Below are 22,279 nucleotides of genomic sequence, written 5' to 3'. Positions count from 1 at the left end.
TGCACTCATCCATGGAACAGTTCAGATTACCCAAAATACCCATGCCACCTGTTGCTTTGCCACAATCCATTCAGGCCGTGCTCGAAGAAGCAGAACAGAAACTGGCTCACCGACCAAAACTGCTTCAATTATTCAAAAACTGCTTCCCTAACACTATCGAAACAACAACCAAGTTGATGGAGGACGGTACGACTTTTGTTATCACAGGAGATATTCCGGCTTCCTGGTTGCGTGATTCCGTGGAGCAGGTGGTACATTACATTCCGTTTGCAAAAGAAGACGAGGACCTGCAACGCATTATTGGCGGGCTGATCAAACGTCATATCCAGTATGTTCACATCGATCCATATGCCAATGCCTTCAATGAGACTGCTAACGACTGGCATTGGAACACCACGGACGAAACAGAGATGTCGCCTTGGGTGTGGGAACGCAAATTTGAGATTGACTCATTATGTTTTGTTGTACGTTTGGCGTATTTATATTGGAAGGAAACCGAGCTGACCGACATTTTCGATTCAAGCTTCAAGGCAGCGATGCGTAAAATCGTGGACCTGTTCAAAGTCGAACAGCATCACATGGAACAATCTCCATATCGCTTCACTCGTAATAACGGCATCCCAACAGATTCCCTGCGCAATCACGGAAAAGGTATGCCAGTCAACTACACGGGTATGATCTGGTCCGGTTTCCGTTCCAGTGATGATGCGTGTGATTTCCACTACAATATCCCTGGCAACATGTTCGCGGTTGTCGCTCTGCGTCAAATGCAGGAGTTTGCCGAGTGGGTGTTCCGGGATATGGAACTTTTGCAGGAATTGAAGGATCTGGAGCAGGATGTGGATCACGGCATTCAGTTGTACGGGATTTATCGTCATCCGGAATTTGGACCGATCTATGCGTACGAGACGGACGGTTATGGCAACCACTGTCTCATGGACGATGCGGGTACACCGGGACTTATGTCCATTCCATATCTGGGTTACGTCACAGCGGATGATCCGATCTACCAGAATACGCGCCGTTTTGCCCTGAGCAAAGAGAACCCGTTCTATTATGAGGGTAAGGTTGCCAAAGGGATTGGAAGTCCGCACACCCCACCAGATTACATCTGGCATATGGGATTGTCCATGCAAGGTCTGACTGCGCAGTCTGCCGAGGAGAAACTGGAGATTATTCGCATGCTCGAAGCGACAGATGCAGATACGGGTTATATGCATGAAGGCTTCCACGCCGATGATCCAACGATTTTTACACGAAAATGGTTTGCATGGTCCAACAGCCTGTTCTCCCAGTTGGTCTATAAATCCATGAAGGATGGCCTGTTATGAGTATCCAACCTAATGATAAAAAGCTGATTATCTTCGCTGATCCTGCGTTTCCGATGGAAGGTGCTTCTCCAACTCATGAGGCTCTGAATACATGGAAAGCAGTCGAAGAGATCACCGTTGTAAACACTGAAGAACTCGCAGAGGCTTTGAAGACCACAGCAGGTGAAGGATGTCTGGTCAATCTGCATGCACCCTATTTCCCAAAATCCGCTTGGACGGAGATTGCAGCTTACTTTCATCAGGGGGGGAGCCTGATCAGTGTTGGTGGTGCGCCCTTCAAACGTCCAGTTCGATATGAGAATGGGGCATGGGTTGTAGAGTCCGAGCAGACCGCGTATCATCAGGAACTCTATATTCATGAGGCACTGAACGTATCTTCTGCCAATGTGCAATCGTACACTTCATCCGAACAGATCCCGCTTCTCACTGGGAAAGAGGGGCTGTTCGAGAAGGCAGATACATGGAATCTGGTTCCACATACAACCAAAACAAGTGATCTGCCCCACCAGATGGGCTCATCCGGTCCCATGAGTACGCAGATTTATCCATTGCTTCGTGGCATGAGTAAAGACGGGCGCAGTGTCGCCGCTCCGGTCGTTCTGTGGGAAAACTCCCGCGGGACTTTCGTAGGTTCACGCTGGATATTTGTGCATCTGCCGCTGACCACCTCATTCTGGACGCAGGGTGGTGCTGCCGAGATTGTGAAGTGGGCGCAATTCTGTGCGCAAGGTGTAACCGAGTTATCCCTCAAAACGAATTATGCTTCGTATGAGCCAGATGAGCGGGCTGTACTCACACTTCAAGGCCAGATTTTACAGCGTGCAGGCAATAGACTTACCGAATCCGAGCTGTGGACGTTTGACATAACGGTCGAGCATGAAGATCGCACAAGTGGCACGACGGAGAAGGTATGGAGCCATCGACTGGAGATGGAACTTTCCGGTGAGCAGCGTTTCGAACGTATACTTCTCCCGGTATCCATTGAAAGTGGGCTGTATCGGATCGTATGCCACGCGCAGGCTTCTGACGGGGAAGTTCGAATCTTGCGTCAAGGTTTCTGGGGACAGGATGCTGCACTGCTGGCAGAAGGGGAAGTGATTACCCGCAGCAGAGACTATTTTGTAAAAGACGGACGTCCTCTGCCTGTTGTGGGAATGACCTACATGACCTCCGATGTGGCACGGAAATTTCTGTTTCTGCCGAATGCGGATGTTTGGGATCGAGACATGGCCCAGATGGCAAAAGCCGGCATCAACTGGATTCGGACAGGAATCTGGACCGCCTATCGCAACATGATGCAGGTGGACGGACATATGGCAGAGGATGTGCTTCGTGCCATTGATGCATTTATTTTAACGGCGAAACGCCACGGCTTACAGGTCACGTTCACTTTCTTCTCCTTTACACCAGAGACATGGGAAGGCACGAATCCGTATTTGGACCCGCAGAGTGTCGAAGCACAGAAACGTTTCATCCGCAGCATCGTTAGTCGTCACACGCATACAACACATGTGGACTGGGATCTGATTAATGAGCCATCGATGTTTGATCCAGTACGTATCTTCTCGGCAGGCCCACGCTCGGCGAGGGATTCGTATGAACAGCAGGCTTTTATCGCTTGGCTTGAACAACGGCATCAGACGATTGAGGCGTTGCAGGAGGCATGGAACATGTCACCGAAGCAGCTTCCGAACTTTGCTGCCGCGGTGATCCCGGAGGCGGAAGAGATTAACTTTGATGTACAGGACATGCACAAGGCCAAAAAGGGAACACGCTGGCTCGATTACTGTCTCTTCTCTATGGAGATGCACAATGTTTGGGCAAGAGAGCTTGTAGGTACGATCAAAGACCTGGTTCCCGATCATCTGGTTACCGTGGGACAGGACGAAGCCCTTGGTGCACAGCGTCCTTCTCCGTTCTTCTATGAACGTGAAGTGGATTATACAACCGTGCATTCCTGGTGGTTGAACGATGATCTGATCTGGGATGGCATTTTCGCCAAAACGCCATACAAACCGAATCTCATTCAGGAGACGGGCATCATGTATGTGGAAACCCCCGATGGGCGAGCCAAACGTACGGAAGAAGAGCTTCGTGGCATTCTCGAACGCAAGTACGCCTATGCTTTCTCGACAGGCGGCGCTGGCGCCGTGCAATGGATCTGGAACACCAACTTTTATATGGATAATGCCAATGAGTCCCATATTGGGGCCCTTCGTGCAGATGGTACGGAGAAACCAGAGGCGGATGTGTCTTATGATTTTGGCCGATTCATGGATGGCATTCGTGATCTCTTTGAAGACCGCGATCTGGAGGATATTGCAGTGGTGTTCCCGTATTCCAATGACTTCTCCAACCGTGCCCTCGCCTATGATGCCACAACAAAGCTTACTCGCGTGATGTCTTATGATCTGAAATTGCCATTCCGTGCGTTATCCGAATATCATCTGGAAGCGTTGGAGCAGCAGCCGCCGAAGCTGATTATCGTACCGAGTCCGCACAATATGGAGAGCGATGCACTTCAACAATTGCTCACGTTTGCGGAGAAGGAAGGCACGAGCCTGCTCATTACAGGGCCGCTGGGACTGGACGCATACTGGAAGGCAACTGACCGGGCCGATCATATCGTAGGTAAACGCAGTCTGGGTAACGTACAGCGGGAAGAATTGCTGAATATTAATGGCGTGAATCACCGGGTGACTTACGGACGGCGTCGTATCGCCGAGGTGGCAAAGGAGACGTTGCTTCATGGAGATAATGGTACAGCAGATGAAGTAACCGTTTTGCCTTTGGGTAAAGGGAAATTAATCTGGACTCCACTTCCGCTCGAGTTAAATGGACGGGACGAGCCACTTGCTGAATTGTATCGTTATGCGACTGAAATTTCGGGCATTGAACAGGAGTTAGAATGGATATCTGGAGGAGATATCGCAGGGATCTATGGCCGGAAGCTGAGTTTTCCAAAAGGAAATCTGTATGTATTTGTATCGGAATTTGCCTTGAACCATGAAGTTCACGTGAGAGATCAACGTACAGGTGTATCGTACTCGTTCCAATTGGAGAAAAATCGTTCGGTGCTGTTTGCGACAGATGCTTCCGGAAAGCTGACTGCGGTGTATCGCCCTGATGATGTTGAGATTGTACAACAAGATGAAAGAGGTGGGATAACACGATGACCAAAAAAAAGAGAGCACATATTATTTCGCATACCCACTGGGATCGGGAATGGTACTTGCCGTATGAGAAGCATCATATGCGTCTTATTCAGCTCGTCGATTCACTGTTGGATCAGCTTGATGAGGGATCGGACTATAAAAGCTTTTATTTGGATGGACAAACGATTATTATCGATGACTATCTTCAGGTTCGACCGGAGCAGAAGGAAAGACTGGAGAAGCATATCCGCAATGGGCGGATTGTGATTGGACCATGGTACATTTTGCAGGATGCGTTTCTGACGAGCGGAGAAGCCAATGTGCGCAACATGCAGGTTGGACATAAGGACGCCAAACGTTACGGCACCCCTTCGAAAATTGGTTACTTTCCCGATACATTTGGATTGGTCGGGCAGACTCCACAGCTGATGCAGCAATCAGGCATTGATAATGTGTTTTTTGGACGTGGTGTGAAGCCGACGGGATTTAACAATACGGTATCGGATGCCGGATATGAATCAAGCTTCTCGGAGCTGATGTGGGAAGGACCAGACGGATCAAAAGTGCTCGGTGTATTGTTTGCCAACTGGTACTCCAACGGAAATGAAGTTCCTGTAGACGAGGAATCGGCCCGCAAGTTCTGGGAAACCAAGCTTGCAGATGCCGAGAAATATGCATCGACCAATGAGTTGTTGTACATGAACGGATGTGATCACCAGCCGATTCAGCGAGATCTGCCAGAAGCGATTCGCATGGCTGAACAATTACATCCCGATATCGAGTTCATTCACTCCAACTTTCCGGATTATCTGGAAGCTTTGAGAGCATCGTCTGAACATGAACTGTCCACGGTCAAAGGCGAACTGCGCAGTCAGCGTACCGATGGCTGGGGAACCCTGGTGAACACCGCCTCGGCTCGTGTGTATCTGAAACAGATGAACCAGCTGGGCCAGACCATGTTGGAAAAAGTGGCTGAACCCCTGGCATCCTACGCCTATCTGCTTGGACATGCCTATCCACATGATCAACTGACGTATGCCTGGAAAACGCTGATGCAAAATCATCCGCATGACAGCATCTGTGGATGCAGTGTGGATGAGGTGCATCGCGAGATGGTGACACGGTTTGATAAGAGCCGTCATGTAGCAGAGGCTTTAATTGAAGAGAGCACCAGCCAGATTACTACAGCTGTCGATACCTCCATATTTGAGCGTTACGGCGAGCAGGCTCGACCTGTTGTGGTATTTAATACAACGGGTTGGGAACGCAGCGGTGTAGTTCAGATGGAACTGGACGCGGCTCGGTTGTATTTCCGGGATGGACATACGTTGGAAGAGATGGCGACGCAGATGAAAGCCGTTGACCTGTCAGACCGCGTACTTGTAGATGAAAATGGTAACCCCATTCCATGTACGGTGGAGGATCTGGGTCTGCAATTTGGCTATGATCTGCCGGATGATCGCTTCCGCCAGCCGTATAGCTGTCGACGAGTTCGCATTCGTTTTGAAGCAGAGCATGTAGCTGCATTTGGCCTGAGAACCTATGCATTGGTCAACGTTGCGGATGATGCTAAGAGTGGTACTCCGTTAAAAACGACTACACTGTTGCGTGGTAAACGTGGCATGGAAAATCAACATTTGATCGTCACGATTGCAGACAACGGTTCATTCACAATCACAGACAAACGAACAGGCCGGACTTACAAGGACCTTGGTGTATACGAAAATGTGGGTGATATCGGTAATGAATATATGTTCAAGCAACCAGAGAATGAAGTAGCATTGACAACACAAGCGCTTCAGGCTGAGATTCGGGTCCTTGAAGATACATCATACTTGGCCTCGTTTGAAGTTATTCATCATTGGGAAATACCGGAGTCAGCGGATGAGATGCTGGATCAGGAACAGCGAGAACTGATTTATTATCCACATCGCAAAGCCCAGCGTTCAACTAAAATGATTCCGCTCCAGATCCGCACGGTTATATCGCTTAGTCGTAGTGGAAAAGGCGTGCAAATAGAAACAACCTTCAACAATCAGGCGAAGGATCACCGGGTACGCGCTCTTTTCCCAACCGATCTGGTATCTGAGGTTCATCATGTGGATTCCATGTTCGAAATTGCAACGCGTGATAACAAGCCTGCACCGGAGTGGCAAAATCCAAGCAATACACAGCATCAACAGAATTTTGTGGATGTGAGTGAAAAGGACGCCGGATTGGTCGTTGCCAATCTGGGCCTGAATGAATATGAAGTCCTTCAGGATGGTCGCAACACCATCGCGGTTACGCTACTTCGTGCTGTAGGCGAACTCGGAGACTGGGGTTTGTTCCCGACACCTGAAGCACAATGCCTTGGTGAACATACATTTCAGATCGAGATCATTCCGCATGATGGCAATGGTGCAGCGTCAGGTGCATATATCGAGGCCTATCAGTTCCAGGTTCCTTGGACGCTGGCACAAACCGAAGTACACACGGGTTATCTGACACCTAACAACACACCGTTTGCATGGCAAGGAGACGGCTTGGCTTTTTCTTCACTCAAGGTGAATGAGGATTCCGGCGATGTCATGTTACGCTGGTTCAATATGACCACCGACTCTGCCACTTTGAAGCTTGCTGCTTCGCAAGCGAATGCACAGTCATTCGAAACGGCATACAAAAGCAACATCTTGGAGGAAGAGGGCGAAATACTTCATCTCAACAGCATAGAAGAGGCATCAACATTATCATTTGCCACCAAGGAATGGAACATACAGACAGATTCATGCGAGATCGTTACTGTTGGCTTGCGCCGCTGATCAAAGTTGTTTAAAGAGTCGAAAAACAGACTTTTGAACACACACTAAAAGGTACAGGACTGCAAGTGTACTATAAACTAGGCATTACGTACGGTGGCAGAAGGGTTACGCTATTTACCAGATCTATGAGTTGAGTTATTGGTTGTTTTTCTATAGAATGAACAGTAGAATTGCAAATGATCGAAAGTTCCTATGCCATCAAGATGGTCACAGGTACACTTCATTGTTCATTCTATATTGAAACATTAAGGGGGCTTGAAGCCATGGAATCCTTGGGAGGACTGCTTCAGCAGCTGAACCCTGCCTTTCGTGAGCAATCGCGGCGGATTGCGGCGGAATTGATGGAAAATCCGTACGTACGCGAATTCCGCGCAGGTCATCCTGAACTGCAAGATGCACAGCTCATGACTGATCTGAGCAAGCTGTTTCAGTACGCCAAAGACTCTAAGAACTGTGCGAATTGTCCGGGACTCGACAACTGTCCTAACGATTTTCAGGGCCACTTTTGCAAACTGGAAGTAGAACATTTTAACGGTAAACCCGAAATCATAGATATAAAAGCGCCTTGTTCCAAACATATCGCCCGGCAAAATGAACATATTATTAAGCAACGCATTCGCAGTTTCTATGTGGACGAGCGTGCGCTCAGTGCCGGATACAATGACGTTGAGATTATGGGCAAGGATCGGATGCGTGCTCCGGCAGTAAATCAGGTGCTTCGTTATATTAGGGAGACCAAGGAGAATGGATTATCTCCGCAAGGACTGTTTCTGGAAGGAACATTCGGGACGGGTAAGACGTTTCTGATGTGTTATCTGCTGCATGAACTGGCGGTTGCAGGCCACACGGGTGTCATCATCTATATGCCTGACTTTGTGGAGGATCTGAAATCCATGATCAGTGAAGGACAGAAGCTGAAGGAAATGACGGATATTTTGAAAAGTTGTGATCTGCTCATCTTTGATGATATCGGGGCAGAGAATCTGAACCCTTGGGTTCGGGATCATGTGATGGGGTCCATTCTGAACTATCGGATGAATCGTAAACCTACGTTCTATACGTCCAATTACAATCTGGATGGGCTGGAGAAACACCTTAGTTTCACCAACCGGGACGGCGAGGAAATGAATAAAGGGCAGCGTCTCATGGACCGGATTCGTCCATTTGTGGATGTTATCTCCGTTCGGGGTGAGAATCAGCGCGGTAAACGTTAAACCGATCTAATTGAACCAAAAGGTTCTGGACAAGGTTAATCTTCAAATTATCGGTGGAGCTTACGATTTAGAAGCTGAGCTGATTGTAATCAAAAGCTAAAGTAGTCCCAAAAAAAGCCTGGCTTTCGCATTGTCGCGAAAACCGGGCTTTTCTGGTCCTGCGTGAGACCTGTGAGTGTCCTATTCGGTGAGGAATTTGAAGATAACCATACCGAAAAAGATCACTGTCATCAGGCCAGCCATGCCGGCAACACCCGCGATCAGATCAAATAGATCGTTGCGGGGTTCCTCGTTCACATGTTCACGCGGGTCGCTGATCCGCACATTTGCATCCATGTTATTGCCTCCTTATGGGGAAACAGCTTGCCCGTATGGGAGGGGCTGAAACCCGGAGTAATTTTAGTATACTTGGAAAAGAAAGCGTTTGTAAAGATTTTGCAGTTAGTATACTACATCCTGTAATTGTGAAGATTTGATGTTGGGAAGATGAACATTGCAGCGTTCAATTCACAAGTTTGACGTACCTGTGTTATACTGGAAGTGTCGTTCACGACGTTACAGGTTAAAATAAACCGTAAGTATATATAAGGAGGACAATTTCATGGCTATTGTTAACGTATCCGATCAATCCTTCAACGCTGAAGTAGAAGGCGAAGGAACGGTTCTTGTTGATTTCTGGGCGCCTTGGTGTGGTCCTTGTAAAATGCTCGCTCCAATCCTGGAAGAGCTGTCCACAGAAGTTGGCGATGCAGTGAAAATTGCTAAAGTTAACGTGGATGAAAATCCGGAATCAGCTTCCCGCTTTGGCGTAATGAGCATTCCAACTTTGATCTTCTTCAAAGACGGTCAACCGGTAGATAAAGTGGTTGGTCTGAACTCGAAAGATGCGCTCAAAGGAATTATCGAAAAACACCAATAATTTACAGGCTTACACATACGCCTCCGGTTTACATGCCGGGGGCGTTTTGCGTCGAATACCTTTATATAGGACAATATAAAGTATATATTTTTTATTAAATGAAACTGGAAATTTACATGTTAACGGAGAGGACAGAAATGAGCTGTAGAAGCGAAGCATTCGCCTTTATCACCGGATTTTCCCTTTTAAAAAAGGGAATCGAAAAAATCTGGGGATAACAGCGATCGAAAGATCATTCTGTCGTCGGAGTATTTCATGTAACGTGAGGATTTCAGCTTTTTCGGGAAGGAGGATTCACCGAATTATGGATCAATTCATCAATGATTTGCAGGATCAGGAGAAGGCATTGGAGCAGATTCGCCACAAGCTCGCTTTGTTGCCAGACATGTCTGGATGTTACCTGATGAAAAACAGTGAAGGCACCATTATCTACGTAGGTAAGGCCAAAGTGTTGAAGAACCGCGTACGCTCTTATTTTATCGGCAGTCATAACGGAAAGACCCAGCGTCTGGTGTCCGAAATCCGTGATTTTGAATATATTGTGACGGGCAGTAACATGGAAGCACTCATTCTGGAGTGTAACCTGATCAAGAAACATATGCCGCGGTACAACGTGTTGCTCAAGGATGACAAGACATTTCCATATCTTAAAATTACAAATGAAAAGCACCCCCGGTTGGAAGTAACCCGGCGTGTGCTGAAAGATAAAGCCAAATACTTCGGACCTTATCCGAACTCGTATGCGGCACACCAAACGAAAAAATTGCTCGACCGGATGTATCCACTGCGCAAATGTGGTGTAATGCCCAAAGAAGTCTGTCTGTACTATCACATGGGACAGTGTCTTGCCCCTTGTGTGAAGGAAGTGGAGAAGGAGCAGTACGACCAGATTTCCCAAGAGATTGGTTCATTTCTGAGCGGTGGTCACGAAGAGATTAAGAAGGATTTGCAGCGTAAGATGCAAGAGGCTGCGGAGGATCTTTATTTTGAACGTGCCAAGGAACTGCGCGACCAGGTAATCGCCATCGATGCGATGATGGAAAAACAGAAAATTACGATGGCCGATGCCAGAGACCGTGATGTATTTGGTTTTGCCATTGATAAAGGCTGGATGTGTGTCCAGATTCTATATATGCGTCAGGGTAAAATGATTGAACGTCATGTCTCCACCTTCCCGTTTTACGGTGAGGCGTACAGTGATTTCATGTCCTATGTAACACAGTATTACAGCGATAATCCGGCATTGCCACAAGAAATTTTGTTGCCGGAAATGCCCAAGGATCTTGCAACGGATAACGAAAGTTTGGATACAGTATCTGATGATGAGGGATCGGTGCCTGCCGCAGTTACGGTAGAATTCGAGCAGATGGGACAAGTGGAGCGCAGTAACGCTTCCCAGCCACTGGTTGCTGAGACTCGTGCAGCTTACGGAGGTTCCACAGATGCAGAAGGTGAACAACCTGATAGTATGCAAGAGGATGCTCCAATAACGGATACAACTGCTTTTACTGAAAAGCTTCCATCAGGACTGGAAGACCCAACCCAGGTTGCTGCTGCTTTACAGGAGTGGTTGGAGATCAAAGTGCTCATCCCGCAACGTGGATTGAAACGCCAGATGATCACCATGGCTGTGGATAACGCACGTGTGGCATTGGAAGAGAAGTTCCGTTTGATTGAGCGAAATGAAGAACGTACATCCAAAGCTGCCGAAGGACTGGGACGTTTTATTGGATTGGATCAGCTTCACCGTATTGAAGCGTTTGATAACTCGAACATTCAGGGTACAAACCCGGTATCTGCCATGATTGTATTTACCGATGGTAAACCGGATAAGAAGGAATATCGGAAGTATAAGGTCCGTTCGGTTGAAGGACCGGATGATTATGAAACGATGAGAGAGGTCATCCGTCGCCGTTACGAGCGGGTATTAAAAGAAAACCTGACCCAGCCTGACCTGATTGTGGTTGATGGTGGTAAAGGACAGATCTCGGCTGCGGTCGATATTTTGGAAAATGAGCTGGGGCTGTTTATTCCGGTATGTGGTCTGGTGAAGGATGCGAAGCATAAGACTTCGCAGTTGATGATCGGTAATCCACCAGAAGTCATCTCCCTGCCACGGGATAGTCAGGAATTCTACCTGTTGCAACGGATACAGGAAGAGGTCCACCGTTTTGCGATCTCGTTCCACCGGGAACAGCGTGGCAAATCGATGGTGACATCACGTTTGGATGCCATTCCGGGTATTGGAGAAAAGCGGCGTAAGTTGCTGTTGAAGCATTTTGGCTCTTTGCGCAAAATAAAAGAGGCCAGCGTTGAAGACTTCCGGCCTCTCTCTATTGGTGACAAACTGGCAAATCAGATTATTGCAGCACTTCGGGATGAGGAGTCGTAACATACGGCTTCTCTTTTTGTTTTGGATTGAATTTGTAGACCACATATCCAACGATGGCCGGCAGTACAATCCAGAAGAGTCCAGCTGTCATATTCAGGGCATCGCCCATAAAGACCAAGCTGAGTCCCATCAACAAGCTGTCGAAGATCACATGGGCAAATACAACGGCAATGAAGCCGTGACGCAGCATGATCAGACTGAACAGCAATCCAATCACCATCAGCTCAATGGGACGGGTGATTACTGGATAGATCGGATACAATGTGTGTCCAAGTGCCCAAATGATGGTTGGAATCAGACAGGCAATAAACGTGTTACGCACAATCTTTTGCATCATGCGAATGCCGAACAGTCGATAAACAGTTTCTTCACCAATACCGGCCATCCAGGCCATGATCGGGAAGAGCCAGGCATAGGTCATATTAAAAGTAGATTGATCTGCTGACGTCGTTGACCATGTGCCGATGCTTCGCTCCAGAATGAAGAACAGGATGGATTGCACACCCAGTAGAATAAATGCCCACAGGTAACCAGCAACCATGCTGTGAAGTACATATTTTCCATATCCGGTTTCTTTGGCACGAGGCCATGGGTTCAGACCTATTTTGCGCCACATGCCGTCACCAGCAACAAGGGACAGATAGATGGTTGCACTCATGACCAGTGTAATTCCCGCCTGCATTAACATCAGGAACGCTAACATGAAGCTGGAGAGCCCTTGTGCCTGAAAGAGTGGAATCATGTTCAGCGTACCAATTACCGAAGCTGCGAAATACACCAGCGAGAGAATGATCCCGCGTTTGAAAGACGTATGTGCTCGGGTCAGAATGCTATAGATGATTGCCAGCACGCCCAGAACAAAGGTCAGGAATGCATAGCCGCCATAGGTCATCCAATTAGCTTGGCGCGTTTGATCTTTCACATAATCGGTATGGGATTCAGGGACAGAGAATCCAGGATCGAAGGATCGTACCGCACCCTCTTCAAACGTAAAATTCAATTCAAGCTTAGAGTCTCCAATGGCTTTTTCAGAATCCACATACTTCAGTCCCGCTTCACCATCGCGAGTCTCCAGTTGAAGTACCGGCACTTCATAACCGAATTCGGTCAGAACGCCAGCCGCGAGCTGTTGTTTCTCGTCCAGAGACATATTGCCTTCAGCAAGTACTTGCGATGTGGTCACTCGTCCACTAACCTGCTCCGCCTCAATGGCGGTATAGAGTGAAGAAGGTAGTTCTCGTTTGAAGCCGACGACTTTTCCTGTTTTCATATGTACGTCAACATTAAGATAACCGCCCTTGTCTTGATCAGGCAAACGAACGCGGAATACATCGTAAGGATAGCTTGTTTCCCATTTCTGGTTATAGGTATCAAGTTGTTTGGTTTTGGCCATATACCCGTAGATATCCGAATGTGTCTGGTAGGTGACCAGGGTTTTTGCATCATCATTTGGCAGTGTATAGTCATTCACAGAAGCTGCGAATGATCGTGCGGATTGCTTCGCCTGCTCCTTGGTTATGAAGGACGTAGACGAAATTTCTGTCGTTTGTGATGAGGTAGCAGGAAAGATCTGAAATACAAAAAATAGAATCAGGCCAATCGCCGCAAGCAACCCCAGCCGCTTGAAGTTAGCCTTGAGTTGCAAAGGCTGCCCTAAGGGATTCATGTAATGGTGTTCCTCCTTTATTGATAGAGGTAGTTCAAAAAGTTTCTATCTTCATCCCATCTTCTTGGTACTGAAAACCGCCCTTTTTGAACACGCACTAATATGGATATTAAAGTTAACATAGCACAGGCCAAGCACCGAATGCCAATGATGTAACGAAAACAGGTGTAAATCCTTGAAAATGAATGAAAAGGACCGAAAGAATCTGATCCATCCGTCGCCATATCTGAGTTCTTCCCTTTTTGGCTGAATTCGATCCGATTTACACAAAAAACGTTTTGTCTACAAACGTCGCAGCGCTTATAATTTTGAAACAAATGTGCAATGATTCGCATGTCTTTCGCCCAACAAGGGAACGAATAGGATATATTCCAACTTCATTATATATGTCGTTTTAATCTGAATCATACTTGTTTAACGTTTGGCAACAGCATTTCAAATGAAGAAGGCTCCACGGGTGTGGAGTTATTTTCATTTTAGAAGAGGTGGAAGATACTCAAGTGAAACTGAATGTGCAATGGATGCGATTATCGCCACCCCGTATTCTTGTGTTAGGGTTTGCTGGCATCATATTGGTAGGCACAATGTTGTTAATGCTTCCGGCATCCAACCGTAACGGAGACAGTCTTGCATTTATTGATGCGCTCTTTACAGCAACTTCGGCTGTTTGTGTCACTGGTTTGGTTGTGGTGGATACAGGGACTCATTTCTCGGTGCTGGGTCAGGTTGTAATCGCGATTCTGATTCAGATTGGCGGACTGGGCTTCATGACAATGTCCACATTGGTTGCCATTGCGTTCAAACGGCGGATTTCGCTTAGAGAACGGTTGATTCTACAGGAAGCGATGAATCAGAGCACGATGGAGGGCATCGTCCGGCTGATCCGTAAAGTTGTGATCTACTCACTCATTATCGAAGGCATATGTGGCACACTGTTTGCCATTCGCTGGTCGTTCGACATGCCGATTGGACAGGCGATCTATTATGGCTATTGGCATGCGATCTCCATGTTCAACAATGCGGGCTTTGATATGTTTGGGGATTTCCGCAGTTTGACCGGTTATGTGTATGACCCGTTGGTTAATTTTACAGCAATGTTCCTGATTGTCTCTGGCGGTATTGGTTTTGTAGTGTTGTCAGACCTGGTGGATTACCGCAAAACGCGGAAGCTGTCTCTGCACTCCAAAGTTGTACTGTTAATGACTGGATTGTTAATTGTGTTTGGTGCACTTGTCATTTTCGTATTTGAATTCAGCAATCCACGGACACTGGGTGGCCTGAACTGGGGTGGCAAAATTCTCGGTTCATTCTTCCAGTCCGTTACGCCGCGAACAGCAGGAGCCAATACGGTAGATATTGCCGGGCTGAGACAGGCAACACAGTTCTTTATGATCATTCTGATGTTCATTGGTGCTTCGCCGGGTTCTACCGGAGGCGGGATCAAAACAACGACATTTATGATTATGGCTGGCGCAGTCATCGCCATGATGCGTGGACGTGAAGATATCGTGTTTTTCCGCTACCGGCTCGTACAGGAACGGATCTTCAAGGCGCTTACCATTACATTGCTGGCGCTTTTGTTCATCATAGCTGTAACGATGGCATTAAGTACCACAGAAGACGCCAGTTTTATGATGATCTTATTTGAAACTACATCGGCCTTTGGTACCGTTGGATTATCGCTCGGACTGACGCTGAAACTGACTACATTGGGCAAACTCCTGATCTGTTTTACGATGTTTGCAGGAAGGCTTGGACCGATCACATTAGCGTATGCACTTGGGCAGAAAAAGGGTAAAGAGTTATACAGGTATCCGGAAGGCAAAATGATTATTGGATAAATCTATTTTTAGTGAGTTTTGAAATTGATTTGGATAAGGGGTTCGTGAAGAACAATGAAAACACAGCAGTTTGCGGTGATTGGGCTTGGGCGGTTTGGCTCCAGTCTGGCACAGGAATTAATGGAACTCGGCTACGAGGTGCTCGGGATCGATAAAAATGAAGAAGTCGTCGAAGACATTAGTGAATTGGTCACCCATGCCGTTGTAGCCGATGCCACAGATGAGGAAGTGCTACGCTCCCTGGGTATTCGAAATTTTGACTGCTGTATCGTTGCTATCGGGGATGATATTCAGACGAGCATTCTCACCGCGATTCTGTTAAAAGAGCTGGGCGTCAAGACGGTCGTGGCCAAGGCCATATCCGTCCTTCACGGACGCGCATTGGATAAACTGGGGATTGATCGTGTTGTTTATCCTGAGCGGGATATGGGCATTCGGGTTGCCCACCAGCTGGTTACCCCGAACTTGCTGGATTACATTGAATTATCCAATGATTACAGTATTGTCGAGATGAAGGTTCCCGCCTGTCTGCATAACAAAACCCTTTCAACCCTGAATGCACGTGTACGTTTTGGTTGCAGCATTGTAGCGTTACAGAAAGAAGCCGGGGTCATTATCGCTCCGACAGCACTGGACTCGCTTCAAATGGGGGATATCATGGTCATTATTGGTAATAATGCAGATATCGACCGATTTGAAGAAGAGGTTATCAGCCAAGAGAGCTGATAATTATCATGAGTTAAATATGGAAGCCAGACGTTAGAGCCTGGCTGTTTCAGATCAAGGCAAAGGCGTCGTAGCCCTCCGTGAGGGCAATGGCGCCTTTGCTGTAAAGAGTGCAGCCGTCTCCTTGACCCATTGTCTGGAGGTCTCGCTGAGGTCCTCTTTTTCCCCATAGATCATACAAGTTGTTCTGCGGGTCTGCTGTAATTGAGGCAAATGAACAGAAACAAGATCATTGTCCGCGAGCAATTGTGGACGAAGATATGACTTGGGCAATAGAGCAGCAGCTTTGGCGGAAGGCAGAAGTCGGATAATCGCTTCGAAGGAATCAATCTCCATGCGAATATCCGGCATCACGGCACAGCGCTGGAAGAGATCATCCGTTAATTTGCGGTACCAGGTGCCTTTGGAGAACGTGATCATCGGCAGATCCTGCAAATGTTCCATCCCGGCTTCCTTACCGGACAAGGGGTGTGTGAGCGGCACAACCAGTTCTAGGTGATCGTCGAATAGCGGCACACAGTTAAGCCCCACTTCGCTGATGGAGGAGGCGACAATGCCCACATCGGCTTTTTTGTCACGCACAAACGAGACAATCTCATGTGTTTTACCCGTCAACAGTTTCAGTTCGGCATTTGGATGTTTCTCCATAAAGGCATTGACGAGAGGTGGTAACGTAGTTTGAAGCGTCGTCAGACTGGCTCCAAGTGTAATGGTGCTCTGTTCTTCGTCTTTATACTGGGCCAGCATGGTGAGGAACTTCTGTTGTTGCTGCTTCTGTTCTACAGCGTAGGTATAGGTGAACTGGCCTACACTGGTTAACTCCAGCCGTTTGCCACGGCGGTGGAACAGGGCAACTCCGAGTTCATCCTCCAATTTGGCGATTTTGCGTGAGAGTGCGGGTTGGGACAAGTTCAGTAACTTGGATGCACGGTTCAGGCTGGACTGCTCCACGACCGCTGCAAATGCATTTAACTCCTCAAACATGAACAATAACCTCTTTTCCATGAATGTGATTCTTGCCCTTGCTCAATCGTTTTCCATGTTGTATAGCCTGTAAACCCAATGTTTCACTGCTTATACCTATAGGTTATAACATTTAATAATTATATTGCAATTCCCTTATAAGAAAAAAAGGAGTAACATGAACCGTGACACAAGTTGTTCACACCTGGGGAAAACGGAACAATTTGTCGAACCTTTTCATGGAAAAGGATTCGTGTCATGATAAGTGAAATCATTTATGAAAACGTTGTATTTAGCGAAAGGGGATCGACATTTTATGAAAGGGTTTTACTCCAGAAAGCTGCACTCCTTGCTTGGCGTCATTCCGCTCAGTTTGTTTTTTGTTGAGCATTTGGTGACGAACTTCACGGCAGTTGAAGGCGGCAAAGAAGCTTTTTACGGTGCCGTTGCATTTCTGAACGGTTTGCCTCTTGTTATTGTAATTGAGGCATTACTTATCTGGCTGCCGTTGTTCTATCACGGTGTTTATGGTCTTTACATTGCCTATCAGGCCAAGCCTAACGTTGGGCGTTACGGTAATGAGCGCAACTGGCGCTACACGTTACAGAGGGTAAGCGGTATTATTACGTTTGTATTCGTCATCTGGCACGTATGGGAGACGCGAGTACAGATTGCGCTGGGTAATGTATCCCATGAAGAGATTGGCGGCGTCATACATGATGCGGTGACGAATCCGATAACCTTTGCGATATATATGATCAGTGTGGTTGCGGCGTCATATCACTTTGCCAATGGTCTGTGGTCGTTCCTCGTTAGCTGGGGAATTACGGTTGGTCCGCGTGCGCAACGTGTATCCTCTTACGTATGTATGAGCTTGTTCGCTATTGTTTCCATCATGTTTATTGCTTCACTATTTGCTTTCCGGAGCATTGATTTCCAAACAGCTACTTCGATGATTGACGCAGTAAAAACAGTTCTAATTTAAGCATTTAGCGTATAAATGCTGACTTATAAGGGAGTGAACAGCAATGGCATCAACGAATGTAATTATTGTGGGCGGCGGTCTCGCGGGATTGATGGCGGCGATCAAATCGGCTGAAGCCGGAGTCCATGTTCATTTATTTTCACTGGTTCCTGTTAAACGATCCCACTCTGTATGCGCACAAGGCGGCATTAACGGAGCGGTAAATACCAAGGGTGAGGGTGACTCCCCATGGGTACACTTTGACGATACGGTATACGGCGGTGACTTCCTTGCGAACCAACCTCCTGTTAAAGCGATGTGCGAAGCAGCACCTGGCATCATTCACTTGATGGACCGTATGGGCGTAATGTTCAACCGGACACCGGAAGGTTTGCTTGATTTCCGTCGTTTCGGGGGAACGAAGCATCACCGTACGGCGTTTGCCGGAGCGACAACAGGACAACAATTGCTCTATGCATTAGACGAGCAGGTACGTCGCTGGGAAGCAGCTGGCTTGGTTACGAAATATGAGAACTGGGAGTTCCTGCAGGCAGTTTTGGATGATGAAGGCGTATGTCGCGGGATCGTGGCTCAGGATCTGAAAACGATGAAGGTACAGACCTTCCCGGCAGAAGCGGTTATTCTGGCGAGTGGTGGTCCGGGGATCATCTTCGGTAAAACGACCAACTCTGTAATTAACACAGGTACAGCGGCAAGTGCGGTGTATCAACAAGGTGTAAATTACGCAAACGGGGAGTTCATTCAGATTCACCCAACAGCCATTCCAGGGGATGACAAGCTACGTCTCATGTCTGAATCCGCGCGTGGTGAAGGTGGACGGATCTGGACGTACAAAGACGGAAAACCTTGGTACTTCCTTGAAGAAAAATATCCATCCTACGGTAACCTGGTTCCACGTGATATCGCGACTCGTGAAATCTTCAGCGTCTGCGTAGATATGGGTCTGGGTGTGAACGGCGAGAACATGGTTTATCTCGACCTGTCGCACAAAGATCCGAAGGAACTGGATGTTAAACTCGGCGGAATCATTGAGATCTATGAGAAGTTCATGGGTGATGACCCGCGTAAAATCCCAATGAAAATCTTCCCGGCAGTCCATTATTCCATGGGCGGCATGTGGGTAGATTACAATCAAATGACTAACATTCCTGGGCTGTTCGCAGCTGGTGAATGTGAATATCAATACCATGGTGCGAACCGTCTGGGTGCAAACTCATTGGTATCTGCGATCTATGGTGGTATGGTGGCTGGACCAAAAGCGGCTGAATATATCAAAGGACTTAAAAAATCGTCCGCTGATATCCCATCTTCCGTATTTGAGAAACACACCAAACAACAAAGCGACAAGTACGAAGGCATCTTGAAAATGCAGGGCACGGAAAATGCCTATGTCATCCATAAAGAGCTTGGCGAGTGGATGACAGCCAATATGACGGTTGTGCGCTACAACGACAAGCTTGAAGCCACGATTGGCAAGATCAAGGAATTGAAAGAGCGTTATGGCAAAATCAACATGTATGACAGCTCTGGTTGGAATAACCCGAGCGCAGCATTCACTCGCCAACTGTGGAACATGATTGAATTGGCAGAAGCAATGACTCTCGGTGCACTGCTGCGTAACGAAAGCCGCGGCGCGCATTACAAACCGGAATTCACGGAACGTAATGACGAAGAGTTCCTGAAAACGACTATCGCAAGTTGGTCGAAGGAAGGCCCGAAAATCTCGTACGAGCCAGTAGACGTATCCTTGATCCCACCACGTATCCGGGATTACTCCAAGGATTAAATATCACGGATTTATTTATAAAGTTAAATATTAAGCACCTGAACGAAGAAGGCAGGAGAACTTTGGAGAAGCAAAGCTTCTTCAAAGTTACTGCCATCAAAGTGAAGGAAAGACCCAGAAGAAGCAAAGCCCTAGCGATGCTTCAGAACTTCAATACTGCCTCCAGCATGAATGGAGTGCAGTTTTCCAGCAAAGTTACCCAGTGCACAACATAGCGGAAGAAGCAGAAATACCCAGAAGAAGCAAAGCGCCTTAGCGATGCTTCAGAACTTCAATACTGCCCATCCAGCATGAATGGAGTGCAGTTTCCAGCAAAGTGACCCTGCGTGCACGACGTAGCGGAGGAAGCGGAAATGCCCAGAAGAAGCGAAGCGCTCGCCTTTATTACCGGATTTTAACCCTGTGAAGGGTTGATCAAAAAAATCCGGGGATAACAGCGATCAGAGGGGCATTCCGCTGACGAAGCGTCTCCCGTGCACCAAACCATTTTGCGCATCAGCAATACAATCATCGTCACCAGAGGAGGGGACTACGATATGGCGGAACAAGCTACAGCCAACAAAACCGTCAAGTTTATCATCACCCGTCAGGATAGCCCGGAGTCATCTTCGTACAACGAAGAATTTGAGCTTCCGTACCGTCCCAACATGAATGTGATCAGCGCCCTGATGGAGATTCAGCGGAACCCGGTCAATACAGATGGCAAATCCATTGCTCCCGTGTGCTGGGATTCCAACTGTCTCGAAGAAGTCTGCGGTGCCTGCTCCATGGTCATCAACGGCAAGCCACGTCAAGCATGTGCAGCCCTGATCGACAAGCTCGAACAGCCTGTTCGTATCGAACCGATGAAGACATTCCCAGTAGTTCGTGACTTGGTCATCGACCGTAGCCGGATGTTTAGCGCCCTGAAACGAGTAAAAGCATGGATTCCGATCGATGGTACCTATGACCTCGGTCCAGGTCCACGGATGCCTGAGAAGAAGCGCCAGTGGGCATATGAGCTGTCCAAATGCATGACATGTGGTGTATGTCTGGAAGCATGTCCGAACGTCAATGAGAAAACAGACTTTATCGGTCCAGCAGCACTGTCCCAAGTGCGCCTGTTCAACGCTCACCCAACAGGGGAGATGAACGCCGACGATCGTCTGGAAGCGTTGATGGAAGACGGAGGCATTGAGGGCTGTGGTAACTCACAGAACTGTGTGCAATCCTGTCCAAAAGGCATTCCACTGACAACCTCCATTGCCGAAATGAACAAACAAACGACCAAGCATATGTTCAAACGCTGGTTGGGTGTATAATCTCGTCATAACATGTGCAGAAGTGTAATCTGCAACTTAAAAGAAGTCGTGATCCCGTGCAGCAACATGCCGGAGATCCCGGCTTCTTTTTGTAATGAAGCAGAGGAACCGGGCTACCCATGCAGAATATGATATACTAAGGGGATGGATTAAGAGCGTAGAAGGAGGGGGAGATATGGCAGAGACACCGCGTCAGGGTAGCAACAACTCGCCGTCCCAGCGCTCGCACAAAGCATCAGGTGCAGAAGAGTCTGTGTTTCCTGGAGAAGAAAAGGATCATGATCCCTCTCGCCGAAGTTTCTTATTGCGCATGGTTTTGATGACAGCGGGTGCCAGTTTGCTTACAGGAGGTTATGCCTGGTTATGGGAACCGCGTCGTCTGGAGATCAAGCAAGTGGAGCTGAAACTTCCGAAGTTTCCAAAGGCATTTGACGGTTTGCGTGTCGTTCAGTTCAGCGATGCCCATCTTGGTTTTCATACCGGGGTGAAAGAGCTGAAGAAGCTGGCAGCAACGATTGAGGAGCAGCGACCGGACTTGATTTGTTTTACCGGAGACATCGTCGAGAGGGAAGCAGAGCCGATGCGTGAATGTATTCCGGTACTCGCCTCCATGAAAGCGAAGTATGGCAAATTTGCTGTTTTGGGGAATCATGATTATCGGGGCGGACAGCAGAATGAAGTGACAACCATGTTCCGTGAAGCTGGATTCACTTTGTTACGGAACGAACATGTGGTGATTGAACAAGGGGGCGAACGTCTGGCCATAGCTGGTCTGGATGACGCACTTACAGGCAGTCCTGATCCTGCCCAAGCCATCAAGGGTTTGGATCATGATGTGTGGAAATTGTTACTTATGCATGAACCGGATTATGCCGATATTGCCACTCCCTATGGTTTTGGATTACAACTTTCCGGTCATAGCCATGGTGGACAGGTACGTTTTCCTTGGATCGGGGCACTGACAACTCCGCGAGGTTCACACAAGTATGTTCAAGGGTTGTATTACACGGATGTCCAGGGGGTATATTACACCACCCAGACACAGATGCCGGTGTATGTGAATCGTGGTTTTGGCATGACTCAACTGCCCATTCGTTTTCTGTGCAGACCAGAATTAACGGTTTTTGAGCTTAAAGGATCAACCACATAAAAGAATATAAGATGAATTTAAAACATAAAGGATTGAACATGAATGGAGG

Annotated in this window: 15 protein-coding genes; 12 read left to right on the top strand and 3 right to left on the bottom strand. The window is 47.7% G+C overall.

What is annotated here, in order from left to right:
• The first annotated feature begins 11 nt into the window (after nt 1–11).
• The 4 genes from MKY01_RS26200 (at nt 12) to dnaI (ending at nt 8,501) form a co-directional block, all read left to right on the top strand.
• On the top strand, nt 12–1,331 hold the full coding sequence (locus tag MKY01_RS26200; protein WP_074096344.1) for a glycoside hydrolase family 125 protein: 1,320 nt from the start codon (nt 12–14) through the stop codon (nt 1,329–1,331).
• Nucleotides 1,328–4,507 carry a beta-galactosidase gene (locus MKY01_RS26195; protein ID WP_339284201.1) on the top strand — a complete coding sequence of 1,060 codons (3,180 nt, stop codon included), beginning with the start codon at nt 1,328–1,330 and terminating at the stop codon, nt 4,505–4,507. The genes MKY01_RS26200 and MKY01_RS26195 overlap by 4 nt, the downstream gene beginning before the upstream one ends.
• Nucleotides 4,504–7,287: an alpha-mannosidase gene (locus MKY01_RS26190; RefSeq protein ID WP_339284199.1), complete on the top strand. Its 2,784-nt coding sequence runs from the start codon at nt 4,504–4,506 to the stop codon at nt 7,285–7,287. Before MKY01_RS26195 ends, MKY01_RS26190 begins: the two co-directional genes overlap by 4 nt.
• A gap of 263 nt (nt 7,288–7,550) precedes the next feature.
• Nucleotides 7,551–8,501, top strand: coding sequence for a primosomal protein DnaI (dnaI, locus tag MKY01_RS26185; protein WP_076319793.1), 951 nt, complete (start codon nt 7,551–7,553; stop codon nt 8,499–8,501).
• Nucleotides 8,502–8,681: 180 nt separating this feature from the next.
• Here dnaI and MKY01_RS26180 read toward each other — a convergent pair whose 3' ends face one another.
• Nucleotides 8,682–8,837 carry a hypothetical protein gene (locus MKY01_RS26180; protein ID WP_017692450.1) on the bottom strand — a complete coding sequence of 52 codons (156 nt, stop codon included), beginning with the start codon at nt 8,835–8,837 and terminating at the stop codon, nt 8,682–8,684.
• 265 nt (nt 8,838–9,102) lie between these two features.
• On the opposite strand from MKY01_RS26180, the gene trxA reads away from it, so the two are divergent.
• Together trxA and uvrC are read left to right on the top strand one after the other, a co-directional pair.
• Complete coding sequence (gene trxA, locus MKY01_RS26175) at nt 9,103–9,420, top strand: thioredoxin (RefSeq protein WP_036605788.1); 318 nt, start codon at nt 9,103–9,105, stop codon at nt 9,418–9,420.
• Nucleotides 9,421–9,724: 304 nt separating this feature from the next.
• A complete protein-coding gene (gene uvrC / locus MKY01_RS26170) occupies nt 9,725–11,812 on the top strand; it encodes an excinuclease ABC subunit UvrC (protein ID WP_036673382.1) in 2,088 nt (695 codons plus the stop codon).
• Here uvrC and MKY01_RS26165 read toward each other — a convergent pair.
• On the bottom strand, nt 11,781–13,478 hold the full coding sequence (locus MKY01_RS26165; RefSeq protein ID WP_339284197.1) for a type II CAAX endopeptidase family protein: 1,698 nt from the start codon (nt 13,476–13,478) through the stop codon (nt 11,781–11,783). The two genes, uvrC and MKY01_RS26165, sit on opposite strands and share 32 nt — an antisense overlap.
• A 500-nt stretch (nt 13,479–13,978) precedes the next feature.
• Here MKY01_RS26165 and MKY01_RS26160 point away from each other — a divergent pair, with 500 nt between their 5' ends.
• Together MKY01_RS26160 and MKY01_RS26155 are read left to right on the top strand one after the other, a co-directional pair.
• Nucleotides 13,979–15,319 (top strand): TrkH family potassium uptake protein, encoded by a 1,341-nt coding sequence (locus tag MKY01_RS26160; RefSeq protein ID WP_100529755.1) that lies wholly within the window; start codon nt 13,979–13,981, stop codon nt 15,317–15,319.
• Nucleotides 15,320–15,373: 54 nt separating this feature from the next.
• Complete coding sequence (locus MKY01_RS26155; protein WP_017692455.1) at nt 15,374–16,045, top strand: TrkA family potassium uptake protein; 672 nt, start codon at nt 15,374–15,376, stop codon at nt 16,043–16,045.
• 54 nt (nt 16,046–16,099) lie between these two features.
• Here MKY01_RS26155 and MKY01_RS26150 read toward each other — a convergent pair whose 3' ends face one another.
• The gene (locus MKY01_RS26150) at nt 16,100–17,029 is read right to left on the bottom strand and encodes a LysR family transcriptional regulator (protein ID WP_036673385.1); all 930 of its coding nucleotides are present in this window, start codon (nt 17,027–17,029) and stop codon (nt 16,100–16,102) included.
• Between the two features lie 295 nt (nt 17,030–17,324).
• On the opposite strand from MKY01_RS26150, the gene MKY01_RS26145 reads away from it, so the two are divergent.
• From MKY01_RS26145 to MKY01_RS26130, 4 genes are all read left to right on the top strand, one after another.
• A complete protein-coding gene (locus MKY01_RS26145) occupies nt 17,325–17,993 on the top strand; it encodes a succinate dehydrogenase cytochrome b558 subunit (RefSeq protein ID WP_036605792.1) in 669 nt (222 codons plus the stop codon).
• Between the two features lie 43 nt (nt 17,994–18,036).
• Nucleotides 18,037–19,779 (top strand): succinate dehydrogenase flavoprotein subunit, encoded by a 1,743-nt coding sequence (gene sdhA, locus MKY01_RS26140; RefSeq protein WP_036673387.1) that lies wholly within the window; start codon nt 18,037–18,039, stop codon nt 19,777–19,779.
• Between the two features lie 536 nt (nt 19,780–20,315).
• Nucleotides 20,316–21,080: a succinate dehydrogenase iron-sulfur subunit gene (sdhB, locus tag MKY01_RS26135; RefSeq protein ID WP_036605794.1), complete on the top strand. Its 765-nt coding sequence runs from the start codon at nt 20,316–20,318 to the stop codon at nt 21,078–21,080.
• Nucleotides 21,081–21,255: 175 nt separating this feature from the next.
• Nucleotides 21,256–22,230 carry a metallophosphoesterase gene (locus MKY01_RS26130; protein WP_282320296.1) on the top strand — a complete coding sequence of 325 codons (975 nt, stop codon included), beginning with the start codon at nt 21,256–21,258 and terminating at the stop codon, nt 22,228–22,230.
• Nucleotides 22,231–22,279 lie beyond the last annotated feature (49 nt).

The organism is Paenibacillus sp. FSL R5-0486 (genome assembly GCF_037975155.1).
In the GTDB taxonomy this organism is placed as follows: domain Bacteria; phylum Bacillota; class Bacilli; order Paenibacillales; family Paenibacillaceae; genus Paenibacillus; species Paenibacillus amylolyticus.
Note: the sequence above shows the minus strand (reverse complement) of the source record. Positions and strands in the feature narration are given on the sequence as shown.